Source organism: Pseudomonas zanjanensis (genome assembly GCF_014268745.2).
Taxonomy (GTDB): Bacteria; Pseudomonadota; Gammaproteobacteria; order Pseudomonadales; family Pseudomonadaceae; genus Aquipseudomonas; species Aquipseudomonas zanjanensis.
Genome location: NZ_JABWRB020000002.1, coordinates 571,997 through 592,447, shown reverse-complemented (window position 1 = coordinate 592,447; position 20,451 = coordinate 571,997). Strand labels below are relative to the sequence as shown.

The window sequence follows — 20,451 nt, the reverse complement described above, 5'->3', positions numbered from 1 at the left end:
CAGGTCGGCTACCAGGCCGCCTCGGGACGAGCTTTGATCTCGGGCGCCCCGTTAACCACGATGCCTTCGTTCAGGCATGCCGAGCCTAGGCGAGGCACCGAGTGGTGGGCTTACTTTTGACTGGGCCGGCTTCCGGGCTCTTCAAAAGTGATTTGCCGCAAGGGCGGAACCCTAAGCCGCCGTGACAGCAGCAACGGATATACACACCAAACGAACTACCACCGGTCACCATAAAAATAAATATCGAATTCCGTAACCCGCCCTCCGTGCATACCACTGACCTTCAAAAACCCAATCCCAACGCTGTAATTCCACGCCCTACAAAAACCACCCTAATACCACTTAAATATCACCCCCATAAATACCCAGAAAACACTGGCCAACCCCAGAAAAGCAGCGTTGACATGGTATTCAAGTGGTATTAGCTTCCACCCCAATCACCGAGCGACAACGCCCAAAAAACCGCATCGGACAAACAAATGAACAACATCCAGACCCTACGCCCCGACGACACCCAACCCACCCCGCTCTACCTGCAACTGGCCCGCAACCTCGAAGCCGCCATCCACGCCGGCCAGTGGAAAGCCGAGCAAGCGATGCCATCCGAGCGCAGCCTGAGCGAGCAACTGGGCATTTCCCGGGTCACCGCCCGCAAGGCGCTGGAAGTGCTGTTCGAACAAGGCCTGATCCGCCGCAACCAAGGCTCGGGCACCTTCATCACCCCGCGCCTGGAACAACCGCTGTCACGCCTCAGCGGCTTCAGCGAAATGCTCCGGCTCAAAGGCTTCGTTCCCGGCTCCCAATGGTTGGAGCGAGAAATCACCCCGCCGACCCACGAAGAACTGATCCGCCTGGGCCTGTCGCCCACTGACAAAGTCGCCCGGCTCAAACGGCTGCGCAAGGCCGACGATACGGTCATGGCCATTGAGATGAGCACCCTGCCCGCCTCGATTATTCCCAAGCCGCAGGCAGTGGGCGATTCGCTTTATGAATTCCTCGATGGCATCGGCAAACCGGTGGTGCGCGCCCTGCAGCACATCCAGGCCATCAACGCCTCGGACGAATTCGCCGCCCTGGTGGGTATCGCCCCCGGCACCGCGATGCTGCTGATGACCCGGGTCGGCTACCTGGAAGACAACACGCCCATCGAAGTCACCGACACCTATTGCCGCAACGACTACTACGACTTCGTCGCAGAGTTGCGGCGCTAGACGATCAGAGAATCCCCATGTCCGAAGACAACATCCTCACCGCCAACGGCTGGATACGCGGCCGCCTGGTTCATGAACACGGCAAGGTCGTGTCCATCGAAGGCCAACCCTGCGATCCGACGAGCAACGACCTGCCCTACCTGTTGCCCGGCTTCATCGACCTGCATGTGCACGGCGGTGGCGGCAAGGACATCATGGAAGGCGCGCCGGCGTTCGACACCATTGCCCGCACCCATGTGCGCTTCGGCACCACGGCGCTGCTCGCCACCACCATGACGGCGCCGAGCGAAGAGATCGCCAGCGTACTCAAGGCCCTCGGTGAATTCTGCGAACAGCGGACCAGGGGTAGCGCACGAGTCCTGGGTGTGCACTTGGAAGGCCCTTATATCAACCCTGGCAAACTCGGCGCCCAACCGAATTTCGCCCACACCGCGTTGATGGCTGAAGTGGAGGCGTACCTGGCCCTGGCGCCGATCCGAGTGATCACCGTCGCACCGGAAATCGCCGGCCACGATGCCTTGATTCGCGCCCTCAGCGCCCGGGGCGTGCGCATGCAGATCGGCCATACCCTCGGCAGCTACGAAGAAGGCGTCGCGGCGCTGGCGGCCGGGGCCAGCAGTTTTACCCATTTGTACAACGCCATGAGCCCGCTGCATCACCGCGAGCCCGGCATCGTCGGCGCGGCGCTGGCCCATGCGCAATATGCCGAGCTGATCCCGGATTTGCTCCACGTACACCCCGGCGCCATGCGCGTGGCGTTGCGTTCGATCCCGTGCCTGTATTGCGTCACCGATTCCACCGCCGCCGCCGGCATGCCCGACGGCGAATACAAGTTGGGCAGCCACACCGTGACCAAATGCCTGGGTGGCGTGCGGCTGGCCGACGGCACGCTGGCCGGCAGCACCCTGACGATGGACCAGGCCCTGCGCAACCTGGTGAAGATCGGCCTGCCCCTCGCCGAAGCCTCCCGACGCCTGTCGCAATTCCCCGCCGACTACCTCGGCCTGCCCGAGCGCGGACGCCTGCAACCTGGCGCCTGGGCCGACTGCGTGCGCCTTGACCGTGCCCTGAACCTGATCGACGTGATGGTCGAAGGAGAAGCCATTGACTTCCAAAATGCTTGAAGAGGCCCTGACCTCGTCCGACGCCGTCGAGCGCCAATTGCAGCGATTGGACCCCGCCCTGCAAGAAATTGCCGGACGCCTGCGCCGCCAACCGCCGCAGGTGGCGATGACCGTGGCCCGTGGCAGCTCCGACCATGCCGCCAGCTACTTTGCCTACCTGACCATGCAACAACTCGGTTTGCCGGTGGCCTCGTTGCCGATGTCGGTGGTGACCATGCAGCAGGCGCCGTTGAAGGTCAGTGGCCAGGTGGCGTTCGCGTTTTCTCAATCGGGGCAGAGCCCAGACTTGGTGAACAGCCTGCGCCTGTTGCGCAAGCGCGGCGCCTTGAGCGTGGCGATGGTTAACGCAGAGGACTCTCCGCTGGAAGCGGCCTGTGAATTCAGCGTGCCCCTGTGCGCTGGCATCGAAAGCAGTGTCGCCGCCACCAAAAGTTTCATCGCCACCCTCAGCGCCAGCGCGCGCCTGGTGGCCCATTGGAAAGACGACGCCGAGTTGCTCGAAGCCGGTGCCGCGCTGCCCGAAGGCCTGCGCGAGGCCGCGCGCCAGGATTGGAGCGTTGCCGTTGAGGCGCTGCGTGAATGCCAGCGCTTGATGGTCATCGGCCGTGGCGCCGGGTTCGCCATCGCCCAGGAAGCGGCGCTCAAGTTCAAGGAGACCTCGGCGATCCAGGCCGAAGCCTTCAGCAGCGCCGAGGTTCGCCACGGGCCGATGGCGCTGATCGATGAGCATTATCCGCTGCTGGTATTCGCCCCCCGCGGTGCCGAGCAGGCCGGTGTGTTGAGCCTGGCCGCCGACATGCGCCAGCGCGGCGCCCGGGTGCTACTGGCCGCGCCCGATGACATCGCCGAGCGTGACCTGACGCTGACCCGTGCCGAACACCCGGCCCTGGACCCGATCCTGGCGATCCAGAGCTTTTACCGGATGGCCGCCAACCTGGCCGTGGCCCGAGGCCTGGACCCGGACCAGCCACGGTACTTGAGCAAGGTCACCCGGACCCACTGAACCGATGGCCCTTTAACGCAAGGCCAATAAGACTTCACAGAGAGCGAGCCCATGCCCAACAACAATAAAGAGCTGATCCTCAGCGCCCCACTCAGCGGGCCGGTGCTCACCCTCGCCAACGTCCCGGACGCGGTGTTCGCCAGCGGCGCCATGGGCGACGGGATCGCCATCGATCCGCTGAACGACACCCTCTACGCCCCCTGTGACGGCGAGGTGATCCACGTCGCGCGCACCGGCCACGCTGTGACCCTGCGGGCCGACAACGGCGCCGAACTGCTGCTGCACCTGGGGTTGGACACCGTCGAGTTGCAGGGCAACGGCTTTTCCATGCTGGTCAAGGAAGGCGCGCGGGTCAGCAACGGCCAGGCACTGCTGCGTTATGACGTGGACAGCGTGGCCCAGCGCTGCAAAAGCCTGGTCAGCCTGCTGATCCTCACCAATGGCGAACACTTCCAGGCACGGCCCATTACCCTCAAAGGCGTCAAGGTCGGCGAGCCGTTGCTGCACATCGTCAGCCAGAAGCCGAGTGAAACACGCGACAATGAGCCGGACGTCGGCATCGAAGTGTTCGGCCAGATCCGTATCGCCCATCGAGGCGGCCTGCACGCGCGGCCGGCCGCCTTGGTTCGCCAGGCCGCACAAGGGTTCAAGAGTCGCTCACACCTGCACTTCGGTGGCCGCTCGGCGTCCTGCGACAGTGTGATGGGCATGATGGGTCTGGCGATCACCGAACAGGCCGAAGTGCATGTCAGTTGTCGCGGCAGTGATGCCGAAGCGGCGTTGCAAGCGCTGCTGAAAACGTTATCCACAGCCTTGGCCGAAGAGGCCCATGTCGCGGCACCACCGGCCAAGGCGCCGAGCCGCACCGCCGAAGATGGTGCGCTCCATGGCGTCTGTGCCGCGCCCGGGCTGGTCAGCGGACCGTTGGTTAGACTCGAAGGTATCCAGTTGCCCGAGGATGTGGGCAGTCACGTCGTTGCAGAACAACGGCAACGGCTGCGCGATGCCTTGGCGCACGTCAGTCGCGACATCGAGTTGACCCTGGAGAACGCCAAGGCCCGGCATCACGTCGATGAGCAAGCGATCTTCAGCGCCCACCTGGCGTTGCTGGAAGATCCGGTCCTGCTGGATGCCGCCTACCTGTCCATCGACCAAGGGAGCGCGGCGGCCCACGCCTGGAGCCGATCCATCGACGTGCAGTGCCAAGTGCTGCGGCAATTGCAAAGCACGCTGCTGGCCGAGCGCGCCAATGATTTGCATGACCTGCGCCAGCGGGTCCTGCGGGTGCTGCTGGGTGAAGCCTGGCAATTCGACGTGCCGGCGGGCGCCATCGTCGTCGCCCAGGAGCTGACCCCGTCGGACCTGCTGCAACTCAGTGCCCAAGGCGTGGCCGGTGTGTGCATGGCCGAGGGCGGCGCGACGTCCCACGTGGCGATCCTGGCCCGTGGCAAAGGCCTGCCCTGCCTGGTGGCGCTGGGCGAGGCCGTGCTTGCACAGGCGCCGGGGCAATCGGTGGTGCTGGACGCGGACGGTGGCCGCCTCGAACTCACGCCAACCGCCGAGCGCCTGACCCAAGTGCAGCAAGCGCAGACCCGACGCGCAGCCCGGCGCGCCGAGCAGCAGACCCTCGCCCACACGCCGGCGCGAACCGTCGATGGGGTGGCGGTTGAAATCGCCGCCAACGTCGCCTCCAGCGCCGAAGCCAACCAGGCGTTCGCCAACGGTGCCGAGGGCGTTGGCCTCCTGCGCACCGAATTTCTCTTCGTCGACCGCCACACCGCCCCCGATGAAGAAGAACAGCGCCTTGCCTATCAAGCCGTGCTCGATGCCATGGGCGACAGGCCGGTGATCATCCGCACCATCGACGTTGGCGGCGACAAACAATTGGACTACCTGCCGCTGCCGGCCGAAGCCAACCCGGTGCTCGGCCTGCGGGGCATTCGCCTGGCCCAGGCGCGCCCGGAACTGCTGGACCAGCAATTGCGCGCCCTGCTACAAACCCGCCCTCTGCACCGCTGCCGGATTTTGTTGCCGATGGTCACCGAGGTCGACGAACTGCTGCACATTCGCCAGCGCCTAGACGCCTTGGGTGCCGAGCTCGGCATGAGTGAACGCCCGCAACTGGGGGTCATGATAGAAGTCCCGGCCGCCGCCTTGCTGGCCGAACAGTTGGCCGAGCACGCGGACTTCCTGTCCATCGGCACCAACGACCTGTCCCAGTACACCCTCGCCATGGACCGCGACCACGCCGGTCTCGCCGCCCGAGTCGATGCCCTGCACCCGGCACTGCTGCGGTTGATCGCCCAGACCTGCGCTGGCGCCGCCAAACATGGGCGTTGGGTCGGCGTGTGCGGGGCCCTGGCCTCCGATCCCCTGGCGACGCCGGTGCTGATCGGGCTAGGCGTACGGGAGCTGTCGGTCAGCCCGCCCCAGATCGGCGAAATCAAGGACCGCGTGCGTCACCTCGATGCCGCCCAGTGCCGCGACGTCAGTACCGATTTGCTGAACCTGGCCAGTGCCGCCGCCGTGCGCCAGGCCTGTCATCAACACTGGCCCCTGGGCTGAGCCACGTCGGACAACAATAAAAGGAGAGACGCCATGTACCAGCATTTCATCGAAGGGCTGCAACGCCTCGGCCGGGCGCTGATGCTGCCCATCGCGATCCTGCCGATCGCCGGCCTGCTGCTGCGCCTGGGTGACACGGACCTGTTGAACATCGCGATCATTCACGATGCCGGCCAGGCGATTTTCGCCAACCTCGCGCTGATCTTTGCCATCGGCATCGCCGTGGGTTTCGCCCGGGACAATAACGGCACGGCCGGGCTGGCCGGGGCCATTGGTTACCTGGTGATGATCGCGACGCTGAAGGTGCTCGACGCGACCATCAACATGGGCATGCTCGCCGGGATCATCAGCGGCCTGTTGGCCGGCGCGCTGTACAACCGTTTCAAGGACATCAAGCTGCCGGAGTACCTGGCGTTTTTTGGCGGCCGCCGCTTCGTGCCGATTGTCACCGGTTTCAGCGCGGTGGGCCTTGGCCTGGTGTTCGGCCTGATCTGGCCACCGATCCAGCACGGCATCAACAGTTTCGGCGAATTGCTGATGGCCAGCGGCAGCTTCGGCGCGTTCGTCTTCGGTGTGTTCAACCGGTTGCTGATCGTCACCGGCCTGCACCACATCCTCAACAACATGGCCTGGTTCATCTTCGGCAGCTTCACCGACCCCACCACCGGCGCGGTGGTCACCGGCGACCTGACCCGCTATTTCGCCGGCGACCCCAAGGGCGGCCAGTTCATGACCGGCATGTTCCCGGTAATGCTCTTCGGCCTGCCCGCCGCCTGCCTGGCGATGTACCGCAACGCCCTGCCCCAGCGGCGCAAGGTCATGGGCGGGATTTTGTTGTCGATGGCGCTGACCTCGTTCCTGACCGGCGTCACCGAGCCCATCGAATTCGCCTTCATGTTCCTTGCGCCGCTGTTGTACCTGGTCCACGCGCTGCTCACCGGCCTGTCGATGGCGGTGACCAATCTGCTGGACATCCACTTGGGTTTTACCTTCTCCGGCGGATTTATCGACATGGTCCTGGGCTGGGGCAAATCCACCAACGGCTGGCTGGTCTTTCCGGTGGGCCTGGCCTATGCGGCGATCTATTACCTGGTGTTCGACTTCTGCATCCGCCGCTTCGACCTGAAGACGCCGGGGCGTGAAGACGTGCCGACGGGCGACAAACCGGTCATCGCCGAAAACCAGCGGGCCGCCGCCTACATCCAGGCCTTGGGTGGCGCTGACAACCTGATCACACTCGGCGCTTGTACCACGCGCCTGCGGCTGGACCTGGTGGATCGCAACAAGGCGTCCGACGCACAACTCAAGGCCCTCGGCGCCATGGCTGTGGTTCGCCCCGGCAATGGCGGCAGCTTGCAGGTGGTGGTGGGGCCGATGGCCGACAGCATCGCCGATGAGATCCGCTTGGCATTGCCTTCTTCCGATAGGCCAGTCAGTGCGCCCGCGAACGTGGTGGTCGAGCCGGCCCTGACGACCATTGTCTCGGAGGCCGAAGCACAACAATGGCTCGATGCCCTGGGCGGTGGCGGGAATGTGTTGCAGCTCGATTGCGTGGCGACGAGCCGTTTGCGGGTGCGGTTGGCTGATGGCAAGGGGTTGTCGGAGAACCAGCTCAAGGCGCTGGGCTGCCAGGGGATCAGTTCGCTGGAAGGCGGCGTTTGGCACTTGTTGCTAGGGGAGAAAGCGCCGGGGTTGTGGCGGGCGTTGGAGGCGGTGGTGCTGAGTCGTAAGGCGGATGTCAAAGCCTAGGCCTTCGCCGACTGTCTGGCCCCTTCGCGAGCAAGCCCGCTCCCACAGGTCTGATGTCGTTCACAAGTTCTGTGGACAATACAAATCCACTGTGGGAGCGGGCTTGCTCGCGAAGGGGCCTGCACACACCCAACACCTATATCTGATACACAACAATCCTGTGGCGAGGGAGCTTGCTCCCGCTCGGTTGCGCAGCAACCGCAAAAGCTTAGGGCCGCTACGCCCGAGGCGTCGGACCGTCCCAGCGGGAGCAAGCTCCCTCGCCACAAGGGTTTGTGTACACAGGAATTGCACGTAATAAAAAACCCGCTGAATCGATCAGCGGGTTTTTTATTGCAACAGCGGGAAGATCAGAAATCCTCCAACCGCCACACCTCATACGCCGGTGTCTCGTAGGGATGGCTCTGCTTCAGCGCCTCCACCACGGGGCGAATCAACGCATCGGCCACCACCAGCTCCACCTTCCATTCCTCGACCTGCTCGACCTGCCCCGCCTCGCCAATGAACGGCTGGCTGCCGTCCAAAGGGCGAAACTGGCCCAGGCCCAGCACTTGCCAGGCGCAGTGGTCATAGTCGCCGATTCGCCCGCCACCGGCAGCGAATACGGCGTTTTTGACCTCGTCCACATGGCTGTCCGGGACGAAGAAGCAGAGCTTGTACACCGTCTTAGTTCACCCAGACGCGCGCGTTGCGGAACATGCGCATCCATGGCGCATCTTCGTTCCAGTCGTCCGAACGCCACGAGTTCTGCACCGCGCGGAACACCCGCTCCGGGTGCGGCATCATGATCGTGACGCGGCCGTCGCGGCTGGTCAGGCCGGTGATCCCGCGCGGCGAGCCGTTCGGGTTGGCCGGGTAGGTTTCGGTGACCTTGCCATGGTTGTCGACAAAACGCAGCGACACACAACCGGACAGGTCGGCTTCGAGCAAGGCTTCTTCGCTTTCGAATTCCGCGTGGCCTTCGCCGTGGGCGATGGCGATCGGCATGCGCGAACCGGCCATGCCCTGCAGGAAGATCGAGTTCGATTCCTGGACCTGGACCATCGCCACGCGGGCTTCAAACTGCTCGGAACGGTTACGCACAAAGTGCGGCCAGAACTCGCTGCCCGGAATCAGCTCGTGCAGGTTGGACATCATCTGGCAACCGTTGCACACGCCGAGGGTGAAGCTGTCGGTGCGTTCGAAGAAACCTTGGAACGCATCGCGGGCGCGGCTGTTGAACAGCGCCGACTTGGCCCAGCCTTCACCGGCGCCCAGCACGTCGCCGTAGGAGAAACCGCCACAAGCGACCATGCCCTTGAAGTCGTTCAGGTCGACACGACCGGCCAGGATGTCGCTCATGTGCACGTCGATCGCGTTGAAACCGGCGCGGTCGAACGCTGCCGCCATCTCCACCTGACCGTTGACGCCCTGCTCGCGCAGGACCGCCACTTGTGGGCGAATGCCTTTCTTGATGTAAGGCGCGGCCACGTTGTCGTTGACGTCGTAGCTGAGCTTGGCGCTCAGGCCCGGGTTGTCTTCTTCCAGCAGCGCGTCGAATTCCTGCTCGGCGCACTCGGCGTTGTCCCGCAGGCGCTGGATCTGGTAGCTAGTTTGCGCCCACTGGCGCTGCAACAGGCGACGCTGGCCTTCAAAGACGGTGTCGCCGTTGAAGGTAATGTTGATGTGCGCGTTGTTGATCGGCTGGCCGATCACCGAGACGCAATCGGCCAGGCCGGCCGCGCTGAACTGGGCCAGGATGTCTGGCGTGGCGTCCTGGCGAACCTGGATCACCGCACCCAGTTCTTCGTTGAACAGGATGGCTGGGATCTCGGCCTTGGATTCGGCAACGCTGTCCAGGGTCAGGCTCAGGCCGCAGTGACCGGCGAAGGCCATTTCCACCACGGTGGTCAGCAAACCACCGTCGGAGCGGTCGTGGTAGGCCAACAGGTGACCATCGGCGTTGAGGCCCTGGATCACGGCGAAGAACGCCTTCAGGTCTTCGGCATCATCGACGTCCGGTGCTTGCGAGCCGAGCTTGCCATGCACCTGGGCCAGGATCGAGGCGCCCATGCGGTTCTGGCCACGGCCCAGGTCGATCAGGATCAGGTCGGTGGTGCCCTTGTCCATGCGCAGTTGCGGGGTCAGGGTCTGGCGGATATCGGTGACAGGCGCAAAACCGGTCACGATCAGCGACAGCGGCGAGGTTACGCTCTTGTCCACGCCTTCATCGTTCCAGCGCGTGGCCATGGACATGGAGTCCTTGCCCACTGGAATGGTGATGCCCAGCTCAGGGCACAGCTCCATGCCAACCGCCTTGACGGTGTCGTACAGGCGGGCGTCTTCACCCGGGTGACCGGCGGCGGACATCCAGTTGGCCGACAGCTTGATGTCGGACATCTTGCCGATGCGCGACGCCGCGATGTTGGTCAGGGTCTCGCCGATCGCCATGCGGCCCGAGGCCGGGGCGTCCAGCAGCGCCAGCGGCGTGCGCTCGCCCATCGCCATGGCTTCGCCGGTGTAGACGTCGAAGCTGGTGGCGGTCACGGCCACGTCAGCCACTGGCACTTGCCATGGGCCGACCATCTGGTCGCGGGCCACAAGGCCGGTGATGGTCCGGTCGCCGATAGTGATCAGGAAGCTCTTGCTCGCCACGGCCGGGTGATGCAGCACGCGCTCGATGGAATCGGCGATGTCGAGGGTGGACGGATCGAAATCGTCGCCCAGCTCCGCTTCGCGGACCGCCGAACGGTGCATGCGCGGGGCCTTGCCCAGCAGCACTTCCAACGGCATGTCCACCGGGCTGTTGCCGAAGTGGCTGTCGGTGACGGTCAGTTGTGGCTCAGCAGTGGCTTCACCCACCACCGCGAACGGGCAACGCTCGCGCTCGCAAATGGCCTGGAAGCGTTCGAAGTCGGCCGGACCGACCGCCAGGACGTAGCGTTCCTGGGATTCGTTGCTCCAGATTTCGTGCGGGGCCATGCCCGGCTCGTCGTTTGGAATGTTGCGCAGTTCGAAGCGGCCACCGCGACCACCGTCGTTGACCAGTTCCGGGAAGGCGTTGGACAGGCCGCCCGCGCCGACGTCGTGGATGAAGCTGATGGGGTTGTGCTCACCCAACTGCCAGCAACGGTCGATGACTTCCTGGCAACGGCGTTCCATTTCCGGGTTTTCCCGTTGGACCGAAGCGAAGTCCAGGTCGGCCGAGCTGGTGCCGGTGGCCATGGAGGAAGCCGCGCCGCCACCCAGGCCGATCAACATGGCCGGGCCGCCGAGGACGATCAGCTTGGAGCCGACCAGGATCTCGCCTTTCTGCACGTGTTCGGCGCGGATGTTGCCCATGCCGCCAGCGAGCATGATCGGCTTGTGGTAACCACGGACTTCTTCACCACGGGGAGTGGTGATGGACTGTTCGAAGGTCCGGAAGTAACCGGTCAGGGCCGGACGGCCGAATTCGTTGTTGAACGCCGCGCCGCCCAGGGGACCTTCGATCATGATGTCGAGGGCGTTGACGATGCGCTCAGGCTTGCCGTACGGCTTTTCCCATGGCTGCTCGAAGCCCGGGATCTGCAGGTTCGACACGGTGAAGCCGGTCAGGCCGGCCTTGGGCTTGGCACCGCGACCGGTGGCGCCTTCGTCGCGGATCTCGCCACCGGAACCGGTGGACGCGCCCGGGAACGGGGCAATGGCGGTCGGGTGGTTGTGAGTCTCGACCTTCATCAGGATGTGCACCGGCTCCTGGACCGCACCGTACTGGCGGGTCTCGGGGTTCGGGTAGAAGCGACCGGCAACGCTGCCGACGATCACCGCCGCGTTGTCCTTGTAGGCCGACAGCACACCTTCGTTGTGCATCTGGTAGGTGTTCTTGATCATGCCGAACAGGCTTTTTTCCTGGTCCTGGCCGTCAATGTCCCAACTGGCGTTGAAGATCTTGTGGCGGCAGTGCTCGGAGTTGGCCTGGGCGAACATCATCAGTTCGATGTCGTGGGGGTTGCGCTTCAAGCCCTGGAAGGCGTTGACCAGGTAATCGATCTCGTCTTCGGCCAGGGCCAGGCCCAGCTCGGCGTTGGCTTTTTCCAGCGCGGCACGGCCACCGCCCAGTACGTCGATGGCGGTCAGGGGCTTGGGTTCGGCGTGACTGAACAGACCGGCGGCCTGCTCAAGGTTGCCGAGCACGACCTGGGTCATGCGGTCATGCAGGCCTTCGGCGATCAACTGGGCCTCGGCCTCGCTGAACTCACCGGCGACATAAAAGGCAATGCCGCGCTCCAGGCGCTGGATTTTCGCCAGGCCGCAGTTGCGGGCGATGTCGCTGGCCTTGCTCGACCACGGCGAAATGGTGCCGAAACGCGGCAACACCAGGAACAGGCGACCGGCCGGCTCCTGGACAGGAACACTGGGGCCGTACTTCAGAAGGCGCGCGAGCACCTGCTGTTCGTCGCCGGTCAAACCGCCGGTGACTTCGGCGAAGTGAGCGAATTCAGCATACAAGCCACTGACAGCCGGAACCTTCTGGCTCAGTTGCTCAAGGAGTTTGCTGTGGCGAAAGGCAGAAAGGGCAGGAGCGCCGCGCAGGATCAACATCTTCGGGACAGCCTCGGGAAGGGGGTGTGCTTTGAGGCCGTGCATTCTAGCCTAAACCGCCGGCAACGGCACCCGAAACGGCACGCGCGGTGCTGGCCGAATGTCGGTCTTTGCGCGCACGGCGGTATTGGACACCCGTGCCAAGGTTCGCGCACAGATATTTTTCAGCGGCGCAAAGCCCGCCACAGCCCGGCCGGCCGGTGTTGCGGACATGTTTTGCAACGGCTAGCAGACTGGCCTTTTGCTGTCGAGATATGGCGGTAGGGGCCGTTTGCGTATACTGCGCAGATGTTTTCCCCAACGGCTTTGCGTCCGCGATATGCCAAATGGCTGATCGCAACCGGACTCTTCCTGGTGCTCAGTGGTTGTGTTGAGAAACCCAACACACTGGAGCGCGTAAAGGAGGATGGCGTGCTGCGGGTGGTTACCCGAAACAGCCCCGCCACCTACTTCCAGGATCGCAGTGGTGAGACCGGCTTCGAATACGAGCTGGTGAAGCGTTTCGCCGAGGATTTGGGTGTCGAGCTTAAAATCGAGACCGCCGACAACCTCGACGACCTGTTCGGCCAGGTGGGCAAGCCCAACGGGCCGGTCCTGGCCGCCGCGGGCCTGGTCAGCAGCGAACAGCGCAAGAAGCAGGTGCGGTTTTCCCGCTCCTACCTGGAAGTCACCCCCCAAATCATCTACCGCAACGGCCAATCCCGCCCCACCGACGCGGCCGCCCTGGCGGGCAAGAAAATCATGGTGCTCAAGGGCAGCAGCCATGCCGAACAACTGGCGCAGTTGAAGCAGCAATACCCGGGCATCGAATACGAAGAGTCCGACGCGGTTGAGGTGGTCGACCTGCTGCGCATGGTGGACGAGGGCCAGATCGACCTGACGCTGGTGGACTCCAACGAAGTGGCGATGAACCAGGTGTACTTCCCCAACGTGCGCGTCGCCTTCGACCTTGGCGACGTCCGCAGCCAAAGCTGGGCGGTGGGCCCCGGCGAAGACAATAGCCTGCTTAACGAAATCAATGCCTATCTGGACAAGGTGCAGAAAAACGGCACGCTGCAGCGGCTCAAGGACCGCTACTACGGGCACGTCGACGTCCTCGGCTACATGGGCGCAACAACCTTCGCCCAGCATTTGCAGCAACGGTTGCCCAAATATGAGCAACACTTCAAGGCTTACGCCAAGAAAGAGAAAGTCGATTGGCGCCTGCTGGCTGCCATTGGCTACCAGGAATCGCTCTGGCAACCAACGGTCACGTCCAAGACCGGCGTGCGCGGCCTGATGATGCTGACCCAGAACACCGCCCAGGCCATGGGCGTGTCCAACCGACTGGATCCGAAACAAAGCATCATGGGCGGCGCCAAGTACCTGGCCTACATGAAGGAACAGCTGGACGAGAGCATCGAGGAGCCGGACCGTACCTGGTTCGCCCTTGCCGCCTATAACGTGGGCAGCGGCCACCTGGACGACGCCCGCAAACTGGCGGCCAAGGAAGGGCTGAACCCGAACAAATGGCTGGACGTGAAGAAAATCCTGCCGCGCCTGTCCCAGAAACAGTGGTACAGCAAGACCCGCTACGGCTACGCCCGGGGCGGCGAACCGGTGCATTTCGTGGCGAACATCCGTCGCTACTACGACATCCTGACCTGGGTGACACAGCCGCAGCTTGAAGGCGACCAAGTGGCCGAGGGCAATCTGCATGTGCCGGGTGTGGACAAGAGCAAGCCGAGCCAGGAATCCCCGCAGCTCTGACAGCTGCCCACTCCCACAGCTTTACTTGGATACCCACAAGTCTTGTACCTACCCAGATCCCCTGTGGGAGCGGGCTTGCTCGCGAAGGCGTCAGGTCAGTCACCATTGAAGTGGCTGACACACCGCTTTCGCGAGCAAGCCCGCTCCCACAGTTTTGATTGGGGTGTTCAGAAGTTTTGTGGTGGATCAGGACTTGGCGGCAGCCAGGATCAAGGCTTTCATTTCCGACACAGCCGACTTGAACCCGACGAACAAGGCATGGGCCACCAGTGCATGGCCGATGTTCAGTTCGTTGATGCCCTTGATGGCCGCGACGGCGTCGACGTTGTGGTAGTGCAGGCCATGGCCGGCGTTGACGATCAAGCCTTGGGCCAGGCCAAAGGCGACGCCATCGGCGACCCGTTGCAGCTCATCGGCCACGTCCGTGGGGGTCTCGGCGTCGGCGTACCGGCCGGTGTGCAGTTCGATGGCGGGGGCGCCGACACGCTTGGATGCCTCGATTTGCCGTTCGTCGGCATCGATGAACAGCGAGACCTCGGCGCCGATTTTCGACAGGCGTTCCACCGCCAGGCTGATCCGCGACTCCTGGCCCGCTACATCGAGGCCGCCTTCGGTGGTCAGTTCCTGGCGCGTCTCCGGCACCAGGCAGATGTGCGCCGGGCGGATGCGCTCGGCGAACGCCATCATTTCCTCGGTCACGCCCATTTCAAAGTTCATGCGGGTTTGCAGCACGTCCTTGAGCAGCAGCACGTCGCGCTCCTGGATGTGGCGACGGTCTTCACGCAGGTGCACGGTGATGCCGTCGGCCCCCGCTTCTTCCGCGTCCAGTGCGGCCTTGACCGGATCCGGGTAGCGCGTACCACGGGCCTGGCGCAGGGTGGCGACATGGTCGATGTTCACGCCGAGAAGAATGCGATTGCTGGTGCTCACGAAAAGGCTCCTGAAAGGACAAATAGTCGGCCCACAGCATACGGGTTGATCAGGGCTTGCGAAACAGCTCGCGACTGACCAAGGGCCGACCACCCAGATGCACGGCCAGGGCCTGGCGCATCAGGCGCTTGGCCGCCGACAAGGCACCCGGCGCACGCCAGTCGGCCTCGGCCATGGCCAGCAGTTCGGCACCGTTGAACAGCCCTGGTTGCAGCAGGTAGACCCGCTCCAGGCCGGCGTCCACTTGCAAGCGGTACAGGCCATCAGCCGCGATGGGTTCGCCGTGCAGGTCGGTATTCAGCGCAAAGCCATAACCCAGGTCATCCAGCAGCCGCCACTCGAACGAGCGCAGCAGCGGTTCCAGTGGCCGGCCTTCGGCCAGGGCCAGCAGTGTGGCGGTGTAGTGGTCGAAGACCGCCGGGTGGGGATCTTCGGCGGGCAACAGGCGGATCAGCAGTTCATTGAGGTACAAACCACTGAACAACGCCTCGCCGTTGAGCCAGGCCGCGACACCGTTGCTTTCCATGCGCCCGACATTCTTCAGCTCGCCCCTGCCGCGGAACTCGACTTCCAGCGGCACGAACGGCCGCGCCAGCGTCCCGGCCTTGCCCCGCGCTCCGCGCAACACCGCCCGCAGCCGTCCTTGGGGCGTGAGGAAGTCCACCAGGGCGCTACTTTCGCGGTAGGCACGGCTGTGGAGGACGTAGGCGGGCTGGGCGGTGGGTTGGGACATTGAAGTCGCAGTTCTCACTGAGCGGGCAAAATTTTCTAAACAACCCGAAACCAATGTGGGAGCGGGCTTGCTCGCGAAGGCGGCGTGTCAGTCAACGATGATGTCAACTGACACACCGCCTTCGCGAGCAAGCCCGCTCCCACAAGGTCGGTGGTGTACCGCTGGACGTTTTACAGGTCGCCGTAACCCAACGAACGCAACGCCCGCTCGTCGTCGGACCAGCCACCCTTCACCTTGACCCACAGGTTGAGCATGATCTTGGAGTCGAACAGCAGCTCCATGTCCTTGCGCGCCTCGGTGCCGATGCGCTTGATGCGCTCGCCCTTGTCGCCAATGATGATTTTCTTCTGGCCGTCACGTTCGACGAGGATCAACGCATGAATATGCAGGGTCTTCCCCTGTTGCTTGAACTCTTCGATCTCGACGGTGATCTGGTACGGCAGCTCGGCGCCCATCTGGCGCATGATTTTCTCGCGCACCAGCTCGGCGGCGAGGAAACGGCTGCTGCGGTCGGTGATCTGGTCTTCAGGGAAGAAATGATCGTTTTCCGGCAGGTGTTCGGCAATCACCCGCTCCAACGCATCGAGGTTATGGCCGTGCTGGGCAGAGATCGGGATGATCTGGGCGTTCGGCAACTGTTCCTGCAACCAGGTCAGGTGCGGCATCAGCTCAGCCTTGTCTTCGATACGGTCGGTCTTGTTCAGCGCCACGATCAAGGGGCCGGTCACGTACTGGACGCGTTCGAGGACCATTTGGTCTTCTTCGGTCCACTTGGTGCGGTCGACCACGAAGATCACCACGTCGACGTCCTTCAACGCCGCCGAGGCAGTCTTGTTCATGTAGCGGTTCAGGGCCTTTTCACCGCCCTTGTGCATGCCCGGGGTGTCGACGTAGATCGCCTGCACGGCGCCTTCAGTCTTGATGCCCAGCATGTTGTGGCGGGTGGTCTGGGGCTTGCGCGAGGTGATCGCCAATTTCTGGCCCAGGATGTGGTTCAGCAGCGTGGACTTGCCCACGTTCGGCCGACCGACAATGGCGACATAGCCGCAGCGGGTGACGGTTGTATCAGTCATTGCCATTCTCCACGCCCAGGGCAATCAGTGCTGCGGCGGCCGCTACCTGTTCGGCAATACGACGACTCACACCCTGACCCCGGCTTTTTTCATTCAATAGGACAACTTCGCATTCGACGAAGAAGGTTCGGCAATGCGGCTCACCCTGGATGTCCACCACTTCGTAGCGCGGCAGTTCGCAACTGCGCGATTGCAGGAATTCCTGCAAGCGGGTCTTCGGGTCCTTGTTGGTGTCCACCAGCGTCAGGCTGTCGATTTCGGAGGTCAGCCAGGCCAGCACGCGCTCGCGCGCCATTTCCATGCCTGAATCCAGGTAGATCGCACCAATCAACGCTTCCAGGGCATCGGCCAGGATCGACTCGCGCCGGAAACCGCCGCTTTTCAACTCACCGGAGCCCAGGCGCAGGTAATCGCCCAAGTCGAAACCACGGGCCAATACGGCCAGCGTCTCACCTTTTACCAGTCGCGCGCGCAAACGCGACAACTGGCCTTCGCGGGCCAGCGGGAAGCGCTCGAACAACGCCTCGCCAGCGACGAAGTTAAGGATGGCGTCACCGAGGAATTCCAGGCGTTCGTTGTTGCGCCCGGCAAAACTGCGGTGAGTGAGGGCCAGGAGCATCAGGTCCGGGTCCTTGAAGGTGTAGCCGAGCTGACGCTCGAGACGGCTTAGAGAAACGCTCACGGTTTACCCACGCTGAGTTCGTGGCTGGATTCCACCGCCACGGCGGCAAGGCACCGTTGGCTTGGGACAATTAACGCTGTGTTCAAAAATGACGTCCTGACTATCGTTGGCTTCATGCCTCCGGGCAACCCTTGTACAGGCTCCAGAAAAGCATTCGGCGCTGTGTTCAACAGCGCCGTGGGTGATTACTTGATCAGGCCAACCCGCGAGAAATTCGGCAGGTGACTGAGTTTGGGTTCCGGCCAGCTCATCCAGACCGCGAAGGCCTTGCCGACGATGTTCCGGTCGGGGACCATGCCCAGCAGGTTCTTGGGAATGTTCGGATCATCCCAGTAACGGCTGTCGTTGGAGTTGTCACGGTTGTCGCCCATCATGAAATAGTGCCCCGCCGGCACGGTCCAGGAACGGTCCGGCGCGGCGCGGTAGCGGCTCATTTCCTTGCGGATCAGGTGTTCGGCCTCACCGAGTTTTTCCCGGTAGAGTTCGGCACTGCCCAGCGTCCCCGGCTCGGAGCCGAGCAACTGTTCGGCCACCGATTCGCCATTGACGAACAAACGCTTGTCAGCGGTGTAGCGGATCGTGTCGCCCGGCAGGCCGACCACGCGCTTGATGTAATTGACGTTCGGGTCGCTAGGGAAGCGGAACACCATGACATCGCCGCGTTGCGGGTCACCCACCTCGATGACTTTCTTGTCGATCACCGGCAGGCGGATCCCGTAGGAAAACTTGTTCACCAGGATGAAATCGCCCACATCCAGGGTCGGCTTCATCGAGCCGGACGGGATCTGGAACGGTTCCACCAGGAACGAACGCAGCACCAGCACGATGAACAGCACCGGGAAGAACGACTTGCCGTATTCGACCAGCAGCGGTTCCTTGTTGAGTTTTTCGATCACCACACCATCAGGCTGGCTGACGCTGCCCTGATACGAGGCGATGGCCGCCCGGCGCCGAGGCGCCAGGAACAACAGATCAAGCAACGCCAACAGACCGCAGACAAACACGGCGATAACCAGCAACAGCGGGAAATTTAGCGACATAGGACCTAACTATCCAACCTGAGCACCGCGAGGAAGGCTTCCTGTGGAATTTCCACGTTACCGACCTGCTTCATGCGTTTTTTACCGGCCTTCTGCTTTTCCAACAGCTTGCGCTTACGGCTGACGTCGCCGCCGTAGCATTTGGCCAATACGTTCTTTCTGAGCGCCTTGACGGTTGTACGCGCCACAATCTGCCCGCCAATGGCGGCCTGGATTGCCACATCGAACATCTGCCGCGGAATCAGTTCCTTCATCTTCTCGGTCAATGCACGACCTTTGTAGTGCGCGTTGTCGCGGTGCACGATCAATGCCAGGGCATCGACTTTCTCACCGTTGATCAGCACATCCAGCTTTACCAGATTAGCCGATTGGTAACGATCGAAATGATAGTCCAGCGAAGCATAGCCGCGACTGGTGGATTTGAGACGGTCGAAGAAGTCCAGCACCACTTCGTTCATCGGCAGGTCATAGGTCACCTGGACCTGCGTGCCGAGGAACAGCATGTCGTGCTGCACGCCGCGCTTCTCGATGCACAGGGTAATGACGTTACCCAGGTGCTCCTGAGGCACAAGGATGTTGGCCCGCACGATCGGCTCGCGCATGTCCTCGATGGCCGACAGGTCCGGCAACTTGGACGGGTTGTCGACGTAGATGGTTTCGCCGTTCTTGAGCAGCAGTTCGAAGATTACCGTCGGCGCCGTGGTGATCAGGTCCAGGTCGTACTCGCGCTCCAGGCGCTCCTGGATGATTTCCATGTGCAGCATGCCAAGGAACCCGCAACGGAAACCGAAGCCCAGGGCGTCGGAGCTTTCCGGGGTGTACTGCAGCGACGAGTCGTTCAGGGTCAGCTTTTGCAGCGCTTCGCGGAAATCCTCGAAGTCGTCGGAGCTGACCGGGAACAGGCCGGCGTAGACCTGCGGCTGGATGCGTTTGAAGCCTGGCAGCACATCGACGTCGGGGGTAGAGCTCAAGGTCAGGGTGTCGCCGACCGGCGCCCCGTGGATGTCCTTGATACCGGCGATGATGAAGCCCACTTCACCGGCCTTCAGGTCGACGGTGGCGGTGTGTTTCGGGTTGAAGACACCAACGCTGTCCACCAGGTGGATCTTGCCGGTGGACTTGACCAGGATCTTGTCGCCTTTCTTCACGCGGCCATGGCGCACGCGAACCAGGGAGACCACGCCCAGGTAGTTGTCGAACCAGGAGTCGATGATCAACGCTTGCAGCGGATCTTCGATATTGCCGGTCGGTGCAGGAATAGTGGCGACCAGGCGCTCAAGCACTTCGTCGACGCCCAGGCCGGTCTTGGCGCTGCAGGTGACCGCGTCCGTGGCGTCGATGCCGATGATTTTCTCGATTTCTTCCTTCACGCGGTCCGGATCGGCCTGGGGCAGGTCGATCTTGTTCAGCACCGGCATGACTTCCAGGCCCTGCTCGATGGCCGTGTAGCAGTTGGCAACCGACTGGGCTTCAACGCCCTGGCCAGCGTCGACCACCAGCAATGCGCCTTCACAGGCCGCCAGCGACCGGCTGACTTCATAGGTGAAGTCGACGTGGCCGGGGGTATCGATGAAGTTCAGCTGATAGGTGACGCCGTCGCGAGCCTTGTAGTAGAGGGTAACGCTATGGGCCTTGATGGTGATCCCGCGCTCACGCTCGAGGTCCATGGAGTCCAGGACCTGGGCTTCCATTTCACGCTCGGCCAGGCCGCCGCACATCTGGATGAAGCGATCAGCCAGCGTCGACTTGCCATGGTCAATGTGGGCGATGATGGAGAAATTGCGGATATGACTCAAATCACTCACGGATCAACACTCAAAAAGGCTGCAGGCATGGCCCGCCGAAAAATAGCCGGGAATTGTACCTGATACACCGCGCAAGCGTCACGTGTGGCGAGGGAGCTTGCTCCCGCTGGGCTGCGAAGCGGCCCCTCGATTATGCGCCACGGCGATGTGTCAGGCAGGCTGCAGGGGACTGCTGCGCAGTCCAGCGGGAGCAAGCTCCCTCGCCACAGAAGCTCCCTAGCCAC

At 63.0% G+C, this 20,451-nt stretch carries 14 protein-coding genes; 6 read left to right on the top strand and 8 right to left on the bottom strand.

What is annotated here, in order from left to right:
* The first annotated feature begins 479 nt into the window (after positions 1-479).
* Genes HU715_RS18395 through nagE form a run of 5 tightly spaced genes read left to right on the top strand, consistent with a single transcriptional unit; the run spans position 480 to position 7,652 of the window.
* Positions 480-1,211, top strand: coding sequence for a GntR family transcriptional regulator (locus tag HU715_RS18395; protein WP_181286541.1), 732 nt, complete (start codon positions 480-482; stop codon positions 1,209-1,211).
* Positions 1,212-1,228: 17 nt separating this feature from the next.
* Positions 1,229-2,335, top strand: coding sequence for an N-acetylglucosamine-6-phosphate deacetylase (gene nagA / locus HU715_RS18390; RefSeq protein WP_186705184.1), 1,107 nt, complete (start codon positions 1,229-1,231; stop codon positions 2,333-2,335).
* Entirely contained in the window at positions 2,316-3,338 is a 1,023-nt protein-coding gene (locus HU715_RS18385; RefSeq protein ID WP_186705183.1) for an SIS domain-containing protein, read from the top strand. The genes nagA and HU715_RS18385 overlap by 20 nt, the downstream gene beginning before the upstream one ends.
* A 51-nt stretch (positions 3,339-3,389) precedes the next feature.
* Positions 3,390-5,903 (top strand): phosphoenolpyruvate--protein phosphotransferase, encoded by a 2,514-nt coding sequence (ptsP, locus tag HU715_RS18380; protein WP_186705182.1) that lies wholly within the window; start codon positions 3,390-3,392, stop codon positions 5,901-5,903.
* 33 nt (positions 5,904-5,936) lie between these two features.
* A complete protein-coding gene (gene nagE / locus HU715_RS18375; RefSeq protein WP_186705181.1) occupies positions 5,937-7,652 on the top strand; it encodes an N-acetylglucosamine-specific PTS transporter subunit IIBC in 1,716 nt (571 codons plus the stop codon).
* 350 nt (positions 7,653-8,002) lie between these two features.
* Here nagE and HU715_RS18370 read toward each other — a convergent pair whose 3' ends face one another.
* Together HU715_RS18370 and purL are read right to left on the bottom strand one after the other, a co-directional pair.
* Complete coding sequence (locus HU715_RS18370) at positions 8,003-8,314, bottom strand: YqfO family protein (RefSeq protein WP_186705180.1); 312 nt, start codon at positions 8,312-8,314, stop codon at positions 8,003-8,005.
* A 4-nt stretch (positions 8,315-8,318) separates the two neighbouring features.
* Positions 8,319-12,215: a phosphoribosylformylglycinamidine synthase gene (gene purL, locus HU715_RS18365; RefSeq protein WP_186705179.1), complete on the bottom strand. Its 3,897-nt coding sequence runs from the start codon at positions 12,213-12,215 to the stop codon at positions 8,319-8,321.
* Positions 12,216-12,503: 288 nt separating this feature from the next.
* Between purL and mltF the strand changes: the two genes are divergently transcribed.
* Positions 12,504-13,964, top strand: coding sequence for a membrane-bound lytic murein transglycosylase MltF (gene mltF / locus HU715_RS18360; protein ID WP_186705178.1), 1,461 nt, complete (start codon positions 12,504-12,506; stop codon positions 13,962-13,964).
* Between the two features lie 186 nt (positions 13,965-14,150).
* Here the strand turns inward: mltF and pdxJ are convergent, their stop codons facing one another.
* From pdxJ to lepA, 6 genes are all read right to left on the bottom strand, one after another.
* Complete coding sequence (gene pdxJ, locus HU715_RS18355; RefSeq protein WP_186705177.1) at positions 14,151-14,894, bottom strand: pyridoxine 5'-phosphate synthase; 744 nt, start codon at positions 14,892-14,894, stop codon at positions 14,151-14,153.
* A 49-nt stretch (positions 14,895-14,943) separates the two neighbouring features.
* Positions 14,944-15,627 (bottom strand): DNA repair protein RecO, encoded by a 684-nt coding sequence (recO, locus tag HU715_RS18350; protein WP_186705176.1) that lies wholly within the window; start codon positions 15,625-15,627, stop codon positions 14,944-14,946.
* Positions 15,628-15,797: 170 nt separating this feature from the next.
* Complete coding sequence (gene era / locus HU715_RS18345) at positions 15,798-16,700, bottom strand: GTPase Era (RefSeq protein ID WP_003205264.1); 903 nt, start codon at positions 16,698-16,700, stop codon at positions 15,798-15,800.
* Positions 16,693-17,382, bottom strand: coding sequence for a ribonuclease III (gene rnc / locus HU715_RS18340; RefSeq protein WP_186705175.1), 690 nt, complete (start codon positions 17,380-17,382; stop codon positions 16,693-16,695). Before rnc ends, era begins: the two co-directional genes overlap by 8 nt.
* 185 nt (positions 17,383-17,567) lie before the next feature.
* Positions 17,568-18,422 (bottom strand): signal peptidase I, encoded by an 855-nt coding sequence (lepB, locus tag HU715_RS18335; RefSeq protein WP_186705174.1) that lies wholly within the window; start codon positions 18,420-18,422, stop codon positions 17,568-17,570.
* 5 nt (positions 18,423-18,427) lie between these two features.
* Positions 18,428-20,227, bottom strand: coding sequence for a translation elongation factor 4 (gene lepA, locus HU715_RS18330; RefSeq protein WP_135847028.1), 1,800 nt, complete (start codon positions 20,225-20,227; stop codon positions 18,428-18,430).
* Positions 20,228-20,451: the final 224 nt, after the last annotated feature.